This window comes from bacterium (assembly GCA_036524115.1).
In the GTDB taxonomy this organism is placed as follows: domain Bacteria; phylum JAUVQV01; class JAUVQV01; order JAUVQV01; family DATDCY01; genus DATDCY01.
In genome coordinates this window covers 1-13479 of the sequence record DATDCY010000250.1, presented here as the reverse complement: position 1 = coordinate 13479, position 13479 = coordinate 1, and the positions used below count along the sequence as shown (strand labels likewise).

Sequence of the window (13479 nt, the reverse complement as noted above, 5' to 3'; positions counted from 1 at the left end):
GCGGTGCACATCGGTCCCGTCGGCCGCAGTCCGCGCGCAGGCCGCGCCGCGACGCGGGCCGCTCTCGGCGTCCCCGCGCGCCGGCCGCTCGTGCTGGTCACGATGGGCGGCGTCCCGCACGGCGGTTTCGCGCTCATGCCGCTTCTGGCGCAGCCGCAGGTGCAGTTCGTGCTCGCGGGCGGGGGCCCGGCACGGCAGCGGATCGACAACGTCGTGGTCCTGCCGCACCGCTCCGGCCTCTACCACCCGGACCTGGTGGCGGCCGCGGATGGCGTCGTCGGCAAGCTCGGGTACAGCACGCTTGCGGAGGCCACGCGCGCCGGCGTGCCCTACGGCTTCATTCCGCGGGCCGGCTTCCGCGAATCGCCCGTCCTTGCGCGCTGGGTGACCGAACGCGCCCGGGGACTGAGGATTCCGCCGCAGGCTTTGGCCTCGGGCGCGTGGGTCCGGCGCGTTCCGGAACTGCTCGCCCTCGGCCGGACGAGCGAGCGCCTCACGGACGGCGCGGCGGAGGCCGCCGACGCGATTCTCGCGCGCTTCCCTCTCGGAGCCGCCAGAGGGACTGACTAGAATCGGCTGCGCGAGTCGATGAGGAGGTCATGGTGCGTTCCGGCAAGGCAGCGAGGAGCGCGCGCGGAGGCGCACTGGAGGTGCGCCGCACAAGCGACGCGAGGAGCAACGCCGCCGGGGCGCGCCAGGGCCTCCCCAGCGACCCGCGCTACACGAACTTGTCAGGCGGGCGGCGTTCGGGGACGCGGCGGCGCGGAATCTCCCCCGCGTTGAACGCCGCCGAGACGTACAGGCCGCAGTAGCAGCTTCCGTACTCCATGACGTCGGCGGGGCGGTAGACGCACGGGCACATGATGTCCCGGTCCTTCTCGCGCACGCCGCTGGCGAGACGGCAGGGGCAGGACATGTAGCCGTAGCGCTCCCGGTTCGCGACGAGCCCCTCGAGCAGCTCGGTCACGAGCGCCTCGTCGGCGTTGAAGAAGTAGCCCTGCGGCTCCTGGGCCTGGCGGACCATCTCGCGGAAGCGCACGAGGTCCATCACAGCCCCAACGCCTTCCTGATTCGCGCCTCGTCGTTGCCGACGACGACCTGGTCGCCGATGACGATCGTCGGGAACGAGCACTCCGGGTTGAGGCGGCGCACCTCGGCGAGGATCGCCTCGCGCTCAGCGCCGGTGAGCAGATCGACGTCGGTGAATTCGAAGGCCACGCCGCAGCCGGTGAGGAACTTCTTCGCCGCCTTGCAGTGGTGGCAGGTGCTCAGGGTGTACATTCTTACTCGCGGCTGGGCCATCGTGATGTCTCCTTTTTCGAGCACGGCCGGACCCGCCCGCTTATAGCATTCGTCCCCACGGGTGTCCAGCGCACCCGCCAACCGCGATCCGAATCACGTGCAACCGTAAAGTGTCTTTACGTATGGCCGGGGACTGCTTACCGATTGGGCACGAGGTTTGGCGAGGTGCAGCAACGGAAACGACATCCCCGCGCCAGATGACCCGAGCGGCGCCTCGAAAATCCATTCCGGGCCCTGCAATTGCCTTGAGCTTGTCGCGAGCGTGGCGCCTGTCTCCGATCTGAACAACGTCCCAGGCAACGGAATGGCGCATCGCATCGGTTTGAAAGATGAAATTTGGGGAGACCACCTCATAGGAGAAGCAAACGGAATTTACTACTTTACGGAGTAACCAACGGAGGGGGTTCCGTGAACGCCTCGGGAACGATCGCAGGGGATCCAGGAAGGGGGACCGTCATGAGAAAGTGGGGATGGCTGGTTGCCGTGGCAGTTGGATTTGTGTTCGCGCTTGGGGTTGCCGCGATGGCGGCGCCGCCGCCGCCCGCGGTGCAAACGCCGCTGAACCCGACGAAGATCCCGCAGTTCGTCGAGCCTCTGAACACGCTGAGCAACGCGATGTTCCAGATCGCGACCGGCACGCCGATCGACGTCAGCATCTGCGAATTCCAGACCAACATCCTGCCGGCAGGCACGCCGGTGGTCGGCGCGGTTGCGGGTGTCGCGCCTGCGACGTGGGTATGGGGCTACCAGGTCGGCAACACCTGCGTGCCCGGCCTGCAGAACCGCTCCTACCTCGGGCCGGTGGTCATCGCGGACCGCGGCATCCCGACGCAAATGAACTTCTTCAACAAGCTGCCCGACACCTACGTGAGCAACGTGAAGGCGTACACCACGTCCACTGACCCCACGCTCTTGTGGGGCGATCCCCTGTCGCTGAACACGGCGCCCCCGCCGGTCAACTTCAATGACCCCGTCGGCACCGCCAACCCCGAGCGCAACCTCTGCGATCAGGCCGCGCAGGCCTGGATCGGGGGCTTGGGGCCGGCGGTGCTGCCGGCGCCGTGCCTCAACAACTACGGCTTCCTCGGGCCGCAGGCGGCCCCGCCGAACAACCCGCTGACCTATCCGGCCTCGACCCCGGCGGCGGTGCACCTCCACGGCGGCGAGATCCCGTCGGTGCTCGACGGCGGCCCCGACTCCTGGTGGACGGGCAATGGCATCTACGGGCACGGCTACTACTCGAAGGGCGGCGTTGCCGACGCGGCCGCCGGCAAGGCGACCTACGTCTACCCGAACGTGCAGGACCCCGCGCCGACGTGGTTCCACGACCACATGCTCGGCGCCACCCGCCTCAACGTGTATGCCGGGATCGCGGGCGTGTACGACCAGGTCGACCCGGCGATGCCGCTGGCGCCGGGCCTGGACCCGCTCGGCCTCAAGGACACGGTGACCGGGGCGGTCGAACTGCTCGTCCCGATGATCCTCCAGGACCGCATCTTCGACACCAACGGCCAGCTCTACTTCCCCAACGTCGGCATCAACCCCGAGCACCCCTACTGGGTCCCGGAGTTCATCGGCGACACCATCGTCGTCAACGGCAAGACCTGGCCCTTCATGAACGTGCAGCCGAAGCGCTACCGCTTCCTCTTCCTCAACGGCTCGAACGCGCGCACCTACGCGCTCTACTTCATGAACAGGACGACCGGCGTGCAGGGCCCGCCGATGTGGGTCATCGGCAACGACCAGGGCTACCTCGACACCCCGCAGCAGATCAACCCGCTCGCCAAGGTCAATGACAAGCTGCTGATCATGCCGGGCGAGCGCTACGAGGTCATCGTCGACTTCTCGACCGTCGCCGGCCAGACGCTGATCCTGACCAACAACGCCCCCGCGCCGTTCCCGGGCGGCGCCCAGGTATCGGCCTCGACCACCGGCCGCATCGTGCAGTTCCGCGTGGCCGCCGCCCCCGTCGTGGATAACACCTTCAACCCGGCGGTGCTTCCGGCCCCGGCCATCCGGCCCGCATCCGTGCGCCTGACCACCCCTTTGGGCACGACGCCCGCAGCGGGCGTCACCATCCACAAGACCCGCCGCCTGACGCTCAACGAGGTCGTCTTCCCCGGCGGGCCGGTGGAGATCCTCGTCAACAACACGCAGTACGACGGCACCAAGGTCGCGCGGACCGACTTCACCCCGGTGGCGACGATGTGGAACACGACCTACTACTCCGAGCTGCCCCACGAGGGCGAGACTGAAGAGTGGGAGATCGTGAACCTCACGGCCGACGCCCACCCGATCCACCCGCACCTGGTGGCGGTCCAGCTCCTCAACCGGCAGGGGCTCAACGTGAAGGCCTACACCACCGCCTACACGGCCGCCTATGCTGCCTCCGCGCTGCCGGTGTTCGGCGCGGGCCCGCCGCTGGACTACAACTGCGGCCTTGGCGTGCCGGGCCGCGGCGTGCTCGCTCCAAACGTCTGCGTGCTCGGCGGGAACCCCGACCCGGCCAATATCTACGGCTGGCAGTTCCCGGCCCCGGCGGTGGCAACCACGGCGCTCGTCGGGCTGCCGGTCGCCCCGGCCCCGCAGGAGATCGGGTGGAAGGACACCGTCATGGCGCCCCCGGGCATGGTGACGCGCTTCATCGTGCGCTTCGCCAAGGCGACGGCGCCCGTCGTGGACCCGGTCACTGGCTTGGATAACTCGAACACCATCGGCTACGACTTCAGCCCGAACGGCGGCCACGGCTACGTCTGGCACTGCCACATCATCGACCACGAGGACAACGAGATGATGCGGCCGTACACCGTCCTGGCCAACCCGGCCATCGTCCGCACCTACGTCAAGGGGGTCCAGTACTAGGGCCCGCGCGTTCCGCCCGAGTCGGCGAGCGAGGGCCGCCCGTGCGGCCCTCGCTCTTTGCCTGCTCGCCGCGGACGCGAGCCTGGGATAGACTAGGTCATCATGCGCCAGCGAACGCTCGTCATCCTGGTCACGGTCCTGCTGCCGGTGGCGTTCGCGGCCGGGTGGCTCGCCAGCCGCGGCGGCGGGCATGCCGGCCCGGGGGGGCGGCGCATCCTCTACTACGTCGACCCGATGAACCCCTCCTTCCGCTCGCCGGGGCCCGGGACCGCGGCCTGCGGGATGCCCCTCGAGCCGGTCTACGAGGACGGGCCGTCGCCAGGGGCGTCCCCGTCCGCGGCGGCGCCGCCGGGCGCGGTGACGGTCCGCGCCGACCGCCTGCAGCTCATCGGCGTGGCGCGAGAGCCGGTCCAGGCCGCGGTCCGGCGGACGACGCTGCGGCTTGTCGGCACAGTCACTCCCGACGAGACGCGGTTGTTCCGGGTAACGGCGGCGACGTCGGGGCGCATCCGGGAGATGGGCACCGCCACGACCGGCAGTTTCGTGGAGAAGGGGGCCGTGCTCGGGGCGTACTACACGAGCGAGATCCTCATCCCGCAGCAGAACTTCCTGCGGATGTACGACACCTACCAGACCATCCAGCAGGGCGGCACGAACCCCTACGACTCCCTGCAGGGCGGCGGGCAGCTCGCGACATACTGGCGCAACGTGGACGTCGGCCGCCAGGCGCTGATGAACCTGGGCATGACGGCCGAGCAGATCGAGGAGATCACGAAGACCCGCCAGCCGTCCTACCTGGTGCAGATGCGGGCCCCGGCGGCCGGGATCGTCACTTCGCGCAACGTCTCGCTCGGGCAGTCCTTCGACGCGCGCGAGGACCTGTTCACGATCGCCGACCTTGGGAGCGTCTGGGTGCTCGCGGACGTCTTCGAGGGGCAGGAGGAGTACCTGAGACCCGGCACACGCGCGGTCGTCACGCAGTCCGGCACCGGCCGCCGCCTCGCCGCGGTCGTGAGTGCTGTGCCGCCCCGTTTCGACGCCACGACGCGGACGCTCAAGGTGCGCCTCGACGTCGTCAACCCCCGGTTCGTCCTGCGCCCGGACATGCTGGTGGACGTCGAACTGCCCGTCGAGGTCGGGCCGGCGATCTTCGTCCCCAAGAGCGCGGTGCTCGACTCGGGGACGCGCCGGATCGTCTTCGTCGAGCAGACCCCCGGCGTGTTCGTCCCGCGCCCCGTGCGCACGGGGCGCCGTCTCGGGGAACTCGTCGAGATCGCCGGCGGGCTGATGGAGGGCGAGACGATGGTCACGTCGGGCAACTTCCTGCTCGACTCGGAGAGCCGGATGCGCGCGGCAAGCACCCCGGTCGGAGGCGCGGCGCTCGACCCCATCTGCGGCATGGAGGTCGACGAGACGAAGGCCCGTGCGCAGGGGCTGGTCAGCGAGCACGCGGGCAGCAGTTGGTTCTTCTGCTCCGCGCGGTGCAAGGAGGCGTTCCTCCGCGACCCCAAGGCCGCGGCCGCGCGGGCGCTTGGCGCGGCCGAGCCGTCCTCGGCCGGCGCACCGCGGGCCGGGATGGCGCCTGCCGCGACGGCGAAGGCGTTCCACGCGCAGGACCCGGTGTGCGGGATGGACGTCGACCCGGACGAGGCCGCGCGCGCCGGCCTGGTCAGCTCCTACCAGGGCGCGGCCTTCTCCTTCTGCTCGGCGCAGTGCAAGCAGGCGTTCGACCGGGACCCCGCCGCGGCGCTCGCCCGCCAGGAGGCGCAGCGGGGGATGCCGGCGGCGCCGGGGGAGGCCCGCCACGGCATGCCCGCCGCGATGCAGGAGGGGGGCACGGCAGCCATGCCGGAGGCGGGAGCGCCGGCGGGCGAGCCGATGCGCCGCTGATCCGCTCACGCCCATGATCGAGCGGATCGTCGAGTTCTCCGTCCGCAACAAGCTCGCCGTCTTCGCCGCGGTCGCGGTGGCCGCGCTCGCCGGCATCTGGTCGATCAAGCGGATGCCGCTGGACGCCATCCCCGACCTCTCCGACACGCAGGTCATCGTCTACTCGCGCTGGGACCGCTCGCCGGACCTCGTGGAGGACCAGGTCACCTACCCGATCGTGACCGCGATGCTCGGGGCGCCGGGCGTGCGGGCGGTGCGCGGCTTCTCCGACTTCGGCTACTCCTTCGTCTACGTGATCTTCGAGGACGGCACCGATATCTACTGGGCGCGCTCGCGGACGCTCGAGTACCTCTCCACGGTCATCCCCTCGCTCCCCGCCGGTGTGAAGACCGAGCTGGGCCCCGACGCGCTCGGTCTCGGCTGGGTCTACCAGTACGCGCTCGTCGACGAGACGGGGACGCGCAGCCTCGCCGAGCTGCGCTCGCTCCAGGACTGGTACCTGCGCTACCACCTCAAGGCGGTGCCGGGGGTGGCCGAGGTCGCCGCGGTCGGCGGCTTCCAGAAGCAGTACCAGGTCAACGTCGACCCCGTGCGGCTGCGCGCCTACGGCATCCCGATCCAGCGCGTCGTGGAGGCGGTGCGCGGCGGCAACGCGGAGACCGGGGCGCGGCTCATCGAGTTCGGCGGCACCGAGTACATGGTGCGCGGCCGCGGCTACGCCCGCACGATCGAGGACTTCGAGGAGATCGTCGTCGCGCCCAGCGAGCGGGGCTCGCCGATCCGCGTGGTTGACGTCGGCCAGGTGGTCCAGGGGCCGGACCTGCGCCGCGGGATCGCCGAGCTGGACGGGAACGGCGAGGTCGTCTCCGGCATCGTCGTGGTCCGCCAGGGACAGAACGCGCTCGAGGTCATCGAGCGGGTCAAGCGCAAGCTCGCCGAGATCACTCCCGGGCTGCCGCCGGGCGTGCGGCTCGTCACCGCCTACGACCGCTCCGACCTCATCCACCGGGCGATCGGCACGCTCTCTTCCGCCATCGTCGAGGTCATCGTCACGATCTCGGTGATCATCATGCTCTTTCTCTGGCACCTGCCGAGCGCGCTCATCCCCGTGGTCACCATCCCGCTGGCGGTGCTGATCGCCTTCATCCCCTTCGGCGGCCTCGGCCTGACCGCCAACATCATGAGCCTCGGCGGCATCGCGATCGCGATCGGCGCGCTCGACGACGCGGCGATCGTCGTCGTCGAGCAGACGCACAAGAAGCTCGAGGAGTGGGAGCGCGGGGGGCGCCGCGGCGACTACCGGCTGGTGGTGCAGCGGGCGATCGCGCAGGTCGCCGGCCCCAGCTTCTACTCGCTGCTGGTGATCGGCGTCTCCTTCCTGCCGGTGCTCGCCCTCGAAGCGCAGGAGGGGCGCCTCTTCAAGCCGCTCGCCTACACCAAGACCCTCGCGATGCTGGTGGCCGCCGTGCTCGCGGTCACGCTCGATCCCGCGCTGCGGATGCTGCTGACGCGCCCCGAGCCCTACGCCTTCCGCCCGACCTGGCTGCGGCGGGCGGCCAACGCCCTGCTCGTCGGGAAGGTGCGGCAGGAGGAGAGCCACCCGGTGAGCCGCTTCCTGATGCGCCTCTACGGCCCCGTCGCGGCATGGACGCTGAGGCACGCCGGCCTCGTCATCGTCGGGGCGCTCCTGCTCGTCGCCGCGACCGTCCCGGCGTTCGTGCGCCTGGGCTCCGAGTTCATGCCGCCGCTCGAGGAGGGCTCGCTCTTCTACATGCCGACGACGATGCCGGGGATCTCGGCCACGGAGGCCGGGCGGCTGCTGCAGGTGACGGACCGCATCATCGCCTCCTTCCCGGAGGTCGAGCGGGTGTTGGGCAAGGCCGGGCGCGCCGGCACCTCAACCGACCCGGCGCCGCTGTCCATGCTCGAGACGGTGGTCACCCTCAAGCCGAAGTCGCAGTGGCGGAAGGTGGACACCTGGTACTCCGCGTGGGCGCCGGAGTGGCTCAAGGCCCTGCTGCGGCACGTGACGCCCGACACCATCTCCCAGGAGCAGCTCGTCGCCGAGATGAACGAGGCGCTGCGCCTCCCCGGCCTCTCGAACGCCTGGACGATGCCGATCAAGGGGCGCATCGACATGCTCGCCACCGGCATCCGCACGCCCGTGGGGCTGAAGATCTCCGGCTCCGACCTCGGCGAGATCGAGCGGCTCGGGGCGGAGGCCGAGGGCGTGCTGCGGGGGGTGCGCGGCGCGCGCAGCGTCTTCGCCGAGCGCACCGCGGGCGGGTTCTTCCTCGACGTCGCCTGGAAGCGCCGCGAGCTGGCGCGCTACGGGCTGTCGGTGCAGGAGGCGCAGGACGTGCTGGCCGCGGCCGTCGGCGGCGAGAGCGTGACGACCACGGTCGAGGGGCGCGAGCGCTACAGCGTGAACGTGCGCTACCTGCCGGACTTCCGCGCCGACGTCGATTCGGTCGGCGAGGTCCTCGTGCCGGTCGGGGAGGGGCGCGTGCAGGTGCCGCTGGCGCACCTGGCGGACGTCGGCGTGACGAGCGGGCCCGGGATGATCCGCAACGAGGACGGCCTGCTCACCGGCTACGTCTACGTCGACCTCGCCGGGCGGGACCCGCAGGGGTTCGTGCGCGAGGCCGACGCGCTGCTGCGCGGCAAGGTGCGGACGCCCCCCGGGTACGCGCTCACCTGGAGCGGGCAGTACGAGGCGATGGCGCGCGTGCGCGAGCGGCTCGCGGTCGTGATCCCGGTGACGCTCGTGCTGATCCTGCTGCTGCTGTATCTCAACACCCGCTCGGCGGCGAAGACGCTCATCGTGCTGCTGGCGGTGCCGTTCTCGGCCATCGGCGCGATCTGGTTCCTGCACTTCCTCGGCTACAACATGAGCGTCGGGGTCTGGGTGGGGCTCATCGCGCTGCTCGGCGTGGACGCGGAGACCGGCGTGTTCATGCTGCTGTACCTCGACCTGGCGTACGAGCAGGCGAAGAAGGAGGGGCGCCTGCGCACCCTCGACGAGCTGCGGGCCGCGATCATGGAAGGGGCGGTCCAGCGGTTGCGGCCCAAGTTCATGACGGTGACGACGACCTTCATCGGGCTCGTGCCGATCATGTGGGCGGTCGGGGCCGGCGCAGACACCATGAAGCGCATCGCGGCGCCGATGATCGGCGGCATCCTCACGTCGTTCCTCCTGGAGCTGCTCGTCTACCCGGCCATCTACCAGGTGTGGCGCTGGCGGTTCGATCTGCGGAGCGGACGCGGCCCGCGCGGAGATGTCGCGGTCGCGGACGGCGTTGCGGCCGGCGCCTGAGTCCTGAGGAATTTTAATCAGTTACACCGATATTCCCGCTTGAATCTGCGGCGCGGCGTCCTACATTATGGGGAGCAGGCAGATCCAACGGGCGGTCGGCCGGTCCTCATGACGGCGGGCCACGCGCACCGCAGGGCAGCCAACAGGGACAGGAGGCGAACCATGCTCAGGAAATCCATGCTCGTGATCGCGCTCGTACTCATGCCGCTGCGCGCGGCCCTCGCCGCGGACGCGGACATCGAGAAGCACAAGGCCTGCAAGTTCTGCGGCATGGAGCGCGAGAAGTGGAACTTCAGCCGCGTCTACCTCGAGTATGATGACGGGAGCACCGAGGGGACGTGCAGCATCCACTGCGCCGCGGTGGACCTGGCGGTGAACCTCGACAAGGCGCCGAAGACCATCTGGGTCGCCGACTACACCACGAAGCAGCTCCTCGACGCCGAAAAGGCGGTCTGGGTCGTGGGGGGCAAGAAGCAGGGCGTGATGACCAAGCGCGCCAAGTGGGCCTTTGGCGACAAGGCGGCCGCCGAGGCGTTCGTCAAGGAGAACGAGGGGGCGCTGGCGAGCTTCGACGAGGCCGTCAAGGGCGCCTACCAGGACATGTACGAGGACACGAAGATGATACGGGAGCGGCGCGCCGCCAAGCGCAAGGCCGCCGCGGAGCAGAAGGCGATGGGGGCGGCGCCGGCCAAGTGACGGCCCTTCGAGCGAAGGTGGCGGCCGTCACGGGTGCGCTGGCGCTCGCGGTGGCCGCCGCGGCGGGCGCACAGCAGCCCGCCACCGGCTTCGTCAGGCCCGGCAGGGGCGAGAAGTGCCCGGTCTGCGGCATGCTCGTCTACAAGTACCCGGACTGGGTCGCGGAGCTGGTCTTCGCCGACGGCGGGCGCGAGGTCTTCGACGGCGCCAAGGATCTCTTCCGGTACTGGCTCGACATGAGGTCGTTCGGCGGCCGGCGGGCCCAGCGCGACGTCGCGGCGGTTTTCGTGACGGACTACTATGCGCTCGAGCCGGTCGACGCGAAGTCGGCGTTCTATGTGATCGGCAGCGACGTCTACGGGCCGATGGGAAAGGAGTTCATCCCGTTTGCGCGGCGCGCCGACGCCGAGGAGTTCCTGCGCGACCACGGCGGCAGCAGGATCGTGGCCTTCGGGGACGCGGCCGCGGAGCTGCCGGCCCTGCTGGAGTAATCCGCGTGCGAAAGTCGTCCGTCTTCCTCGGCGCCGTCGCCGTCATGGCGGCGCTGCTCGTTGTGTGCCTTCTGCACGCCTGGCGGGCCGCCGCGGCGGCGCGGCCGGCGGTGGCGCGCCGGGCGGCGACCGTGAAGGCGCTCGGCCTCACCGACCTGTGCCTCTTCACGGACGCCGCCTACACCCGGCATCTCGCGCTCGCCGACGTGCACGCGCCGCTGCAGGAGCACCCCCTCTCCCTCGAGCACTTCCCGGCCGGCTCGCTGGCCGGGCCGCGCGAGTCGCTCCGGAGGTAGCCGTGGGCGTCTGGGCTGAACGGCAGCGCAACGTCCTCGACTTCGCGCTCGCGTCGCTGCTGCGCCGGCGCGGGAAGAACCTCGCTCTGCTCGCCGTCTACACCGCCGTCGTCTTCCTGGTGGCCTCGGCGATGTTCCTGCTCTCCGCCCTGCGGCGCGAGGCGGCGCTCGTGCTCGCGGAGGCCCCGGACGTGGTCGTCCAGCGCCTCGTGGCGGGCCGGATGGACCTGGTGCCCGCGGCCTACGCGGAGCGGCTGCGGGGCGTGCGCGGCGTGAGCGCGGCGCGTCCCCGCCTCTGGGGTTACCACTACGACCCTGCGCGCCAGGCGACGTTCACCCTCATGGTGCCGGGGCAGGGGGCGCCGCAGGAGGGGACGGTCGTCCTCGGCGCCGCCGCGGCGCGCCTGAAGGGGACGGCGGTCGGCCGGCCGCTGTCGCTGCGCGCCCACGACGGCTCCACCCGCACCCTCACCGTCGCCTGGATCCTCGAGGCCGAATCGGAGCTGGTCGCCGCCGACCTGCTCCTGCTCGCCGAGGCGGACTTCCGGGCGATCACGGGCATCCCTTCGGGGAGCGCCACCGACATCGTCCTCACCGTGCCGAACGCGCGCGAGCGCGAGACCGTGGCCGCCAAGATCGCCCGGGACCTGCCCGACACGCGCAGCGTCATTCGGGAACAGGTGCAGCGGACCTACGACGCCGTCTTCGGCTGGCGCGGCGGGATGGTCACGGTGCTGCTCGCCGGGGCGCTCTTTGCGTTCGTCATCTTCGCCTGGGACCGGGCGTCGGGCCTGCCGGCGGAGGAGCGCCGCGAGATCGGCATCCTCAAGGCCGTGGGGTGGGAGACCGCGGACGTCATCCTGCTCAAGGCGTGGGAGGGCGCGGCGGTGTCCGTCACGGCCTTCCTCACCGGCACGCTGCTGGCCTACGCGCACGTGTTCTTCCTCTCGGGGACGCTCTTTGCGCGGGTGATGAAGGGCTGGTCCGTGCTCTACCCCGACTTCCGGCTCGTGCCGGCGATCGACCCCTACGAAGTCGCCACGCTGCTGGTGCTGACCGTGCTCCCCTACGCGGCGGCGACCGTGCTCCCCGCCTGGCGGGCGGCGACGGTGGACCCGGACGCGGTCATGCGGTCGTAGCGCGGGCCAGGGGCCCGCAAGGCATTGGAGGCTTGTTGACAGGCAACACCGATGGTTGTGTGTGACGCAGATGTTCCCCTTGCCAAAGGGGGACGCAGGGGATGGTGTGTCATGAGGTGGCGATGATCGAGGTGCGCGAGGTCCGCAAGGTGTTCAACGAGGGGGGCGCCAACGAGTTCGTCGCCCTCGACGGCGTGAGCCTCTCGCTCGCGGCCGACGGCGTCACCGTGCTCAGGGGGCCGAGCGGCTCGGGCAAGACGACGCTGCTCTCCCTGGTCGGCTGCATGGCGCGGCCGACTGCGGGGCGGATCAGCCTCGACGGCCGGGAGGTCTCGGGGCTGCCGGAGCGGTTCCTCACGGCGGTGCGCCGGGCGACGTTCGGGTTCGTCTTCCAGCAGCTGCACCTGGTGCGGGGGATCGACGTCCTGGAGAACGTGATGCTCCCCGCCTACCCGCTCGGCGTCCCGCGGGCGCGGCTGCGGGAGCGGGCGCTCGAGCTGCTTGCGCGCCTGGACCTCGCCGGGCGCGCCGGCGCGCGCGTCGAGTGGCTCTCGGGCGGGGAGGCGCAGCGGGTGGCGATCGCACGGGCGCTCGTCAACGACCCGCCGATCGTCATCGCGGACGAGCCGACCGCCCACCTGGACACGCGGCTCTCGCGGGAGTTCATGGACGTCGTCGCCCGGCTCAAGGGCGAGGGGCGGCGCTTCATCATCGCGAGCCACGACCCGCTGGTCTTCGAATCGCCGGTCGCGGACCGGGTCGTCGCCATGCGCGACGGCCGCCTCGAGGCGCCCGGCGCGTGATCCTCCACCCCGCCGTCCTGACGCAGCTGGTCGCCGCCGCCCTGACGGCGCTTTGCGTGGGCGGCGGCGCGTGGTTCGCGATCGGCGTCCTGCGCGGCTGGGACGTCCGCAGCGGCAGCGAGCGGCAGCTGGCCCTCGAGCGGCGCACGTACCTCGTCTCCACGCTGCTCGCCTTCGCCTTCGGTCTCCAGCTTCTCGGGCTCTTTCTCTTCGTGAATGCGGCCGACGCCCTGTCCGGCCTGCTCGTGGGGGCGATGTGCGCGGCCGGAACGCTGAACGCGAACGCGTGGGGCTACCCGGCGCTCGGGCTGATGGTCGCGGACTTCCTGCTGGGCGGGGTCTGGCTCGTGGTGAACGCGGTGGACAACCGTGCCGAGGACTACCCGCTGGTGCGCGCGAAGTACCTCTTCCTGCTGGTGCTCGCGCCCCTGGTGCTGGCGGGAGCGGCGGCGCAGGCGGCCTTCCTGCTCTCGCTGCGCCCCGACGTGCTCACGTCCTGCTGCGGGACGCTCTTCGCGGCGGGGAAGGCGACGCTGGCTTCCAGCCTCGCCGCGCTGCCGGTGGCGCCGATGCGCGTCGTCTTCTTCGCGACGACGGCGGCGGCCGCGGCCGGCGGCGCGGCGTTCCTCGCGACCGGGCGCGGGGCGCCCGCCGTCGCCGGCCTCTCAGGCGCAGCCCTCGCGG

12 protein-coding genes are annotated in these 13479 nt (G+C 71.0%); 10 read left to right on the top strand and 2 right to left on the bottom strand.

Going from position 1 to position 13479, the window contains the following annotated elements:
* On the top strand, nucleotides 1-570 hold a 570-nt coding region (locus tag VI078_12295; protein ID HEY6000061.1), incomplete at its 5' end, for a hypothetical protein.
* 148 nt (nucleotides 571-718) lie between these two features.
* Here VI078_12295 and VI078_12290 read toward each other — a convergent pair.
* The gene (locus VI078_12290; GenBank protein HEY6000060.1) at nucleotides 719-1048 is read right to left on the bottom strand and encodes a ferredoxin-thioredoxin reductase catalytic domain-containing protein; all 330 of its coding nucleotides are present in this window, start codon (nucleotides 1046-1048) and stop codon (nucleotides 719-721) included.
* Nucleotides 1048-1302 carry a glutaredoxin family protein gene (locus tag VI078_12285; protein ID HEY6000059.1) on the bottom strand — a complete coding sequence of 85 codons (255 nt, stop codon included), beginning with the start codon at nucleotides 1300-1302 and terminating at the stop codon, nucleotides 1048-1050. The genes VI078_12290 and VI078_12285 overlap by 1 nt, the downstream gene beginning before the upstream one ends.
* A 483-nt stretch (nucleotides 1303-1785) precedes the next feature.
* Here VI078_12285 and VI078_12280 point away from each other — a divergent pair, with 483 nt between their 5' ends.
* From VI078_12280 to VI078_12240, 9 genes are all read left to right on the top strand, one after another.
* Nucleotides 1786-4164: a multicopper oxidase domain-containing protein gene (locus tag VI078_12280; GenBank protein HEY6000058.1), complete on the top strand. Its 2379-nt coding sequence runs from the start codon at nucleotides 1786-1788 to the stop codon at nucleotides 4162-4164.
* Between the two features lie 102 nt (nucleotides 4165-4266).
* Complete coding sequence (locus tag VI078_12275) at nucleotides 4267-6054, top strand: efflux RND transporter periplasmic adaptor subunit (GenBank protein HEY6000057.1); 1788 nt, start codon at nucleotides 4267-4269, stop codon at nucleotides 6052-6054.
* 13 nt (nucleotides 6055-6067) lie between these two features.
* Nucleotides 6068-9370 carry a CusA/CzcA family heavy metal efflux RND transporter gene (locus tag VI078_12270; GenBank protein ID HEY6000056.1) on the top strand — a complete coding sequence of 1101 codons (3303 nt, stop codon included), beginning with the start codon at nucleotides 6068-6070 and terminating at the stop codon, nucleotides 9368-9370.
* 162 nt (nucleotides 9371-9532) lie between these two features.
* A complete protein-coding gene (locus VI078_12265; protein HEY6000055.1) occupies nucleotides 9533-10066 on the top strand; it encodes a nitrous oxide reductase accessory protein NosL in 534 nt (177 codons plus the stop codon).
* Nucleotides 10063-10557 (top strand): nitrous oxide reductase accessory protein NosL, encoded by a 495-nt coding sequence (locus VI078_12260; GenBank protein ID HEY6000054.1) that lies wholly within the window; start codon nucleotides 10063-10065, stop codon nucleotides 10555-10557. The genes VI078_12265 and VI078_12260 overlap by 4 nt, the downstream gene beginning before the upstream one ends.
* A gap of 5 nt (nucleotides 10558-10562) precedes the next feature.
* The gene (locus tag VI078_12255) at nucleotides 10563-10853 is read left to right on the top strand and encodes a hypothetical protein (GenBank protein ID HEY6000053.1); all 291 of its coding nucleotides are present in this window, start codon (nucleotides 10563-10565) and stop codon (nucleotides 10851-10853) included.
* A 2-nt stretch (nucleotides 10854-10855) separates the two neighbouring features.
* The gene (locus tag VI078_12250) at nucleotides 10856-11992 is read left to right on the top strand and encodes an FtsX-like permease family protein (protein HEY6000052.1); all 1137 of its coding nucleotides are present in this window, start codon (nucleotides 10856-10858) and stop codon (nucleotides 11990-11992) included.
* A 122-nt stretch (nucleotides 11993-12114) separates the two neighbouring features.
* Nucleotides 12115-12795 (top strand): ABC transporter ATP-binding protein, encoded by a 681-nt coding sequence (locus tag VI078_12245; protein ID HEY6000051.1) that lies wholly within the window; start codon nucleotides 12115-12117, stop codon nucleotides 12793-12795.
* Nucleotides 12792-13479: hypothetical protein (locus VI078_12240; protein HEY6000050.1), on the top strand; the 688-nt coding region annotated here is incomplete at its 3' end. The genes VI078_12245 and VI078_12240, both read left to right, overlap by 4 nt.

What these genes read in the sequence shown, in the direction of transcription:
- VI078_12290 (HEY6000060.1), bottom strand. Translation starts at nt 1,048, where the DNA reads ATGGACCTCGTGCGCTTCCGCGAGATGGTCCGCCAGGCCCAGGAGCCG.
- VI078_12245 (HEY6000051.1), top strand. Translation starts at nt 12,115, where the DNA reads ATGATCGAGGTGCGCGAGGTCCGCAAGGTGTTCAACGAGGGGGGCGCC.
- VI078_12285 (HEY6000059.1), bottom strand. Translation starts at nt 1,302, where the DNA reads ATGGCCCAGCCGCGAGTAAGAATGTACACCCTGAGCACCTGCCACCAC.
- VI078_12265 (HEY6000055.1), top strand. Translation starts at nt 9,533, where the DNA reads ATGCTCAGGAAATCCATGCTCGTGATCGCGCTCGTACTCATGCCGCTG.
- VI078_12275 (HEY6000057.1), top strand. Translation starts at nt 4,267, where the DNA reads ATGCGCCAGCGAACGCTCGTCATCCTGGTCACGGTCCTGCTGCCGGTG.
- VI078_12270 (HEY6000056.1), top strand. Translation starts at nt 6,068, where the DNA reads ATGATCGAGCGGATCGTCGAGTTCTCCGTCCGCAACAAGCTCGCCGTC.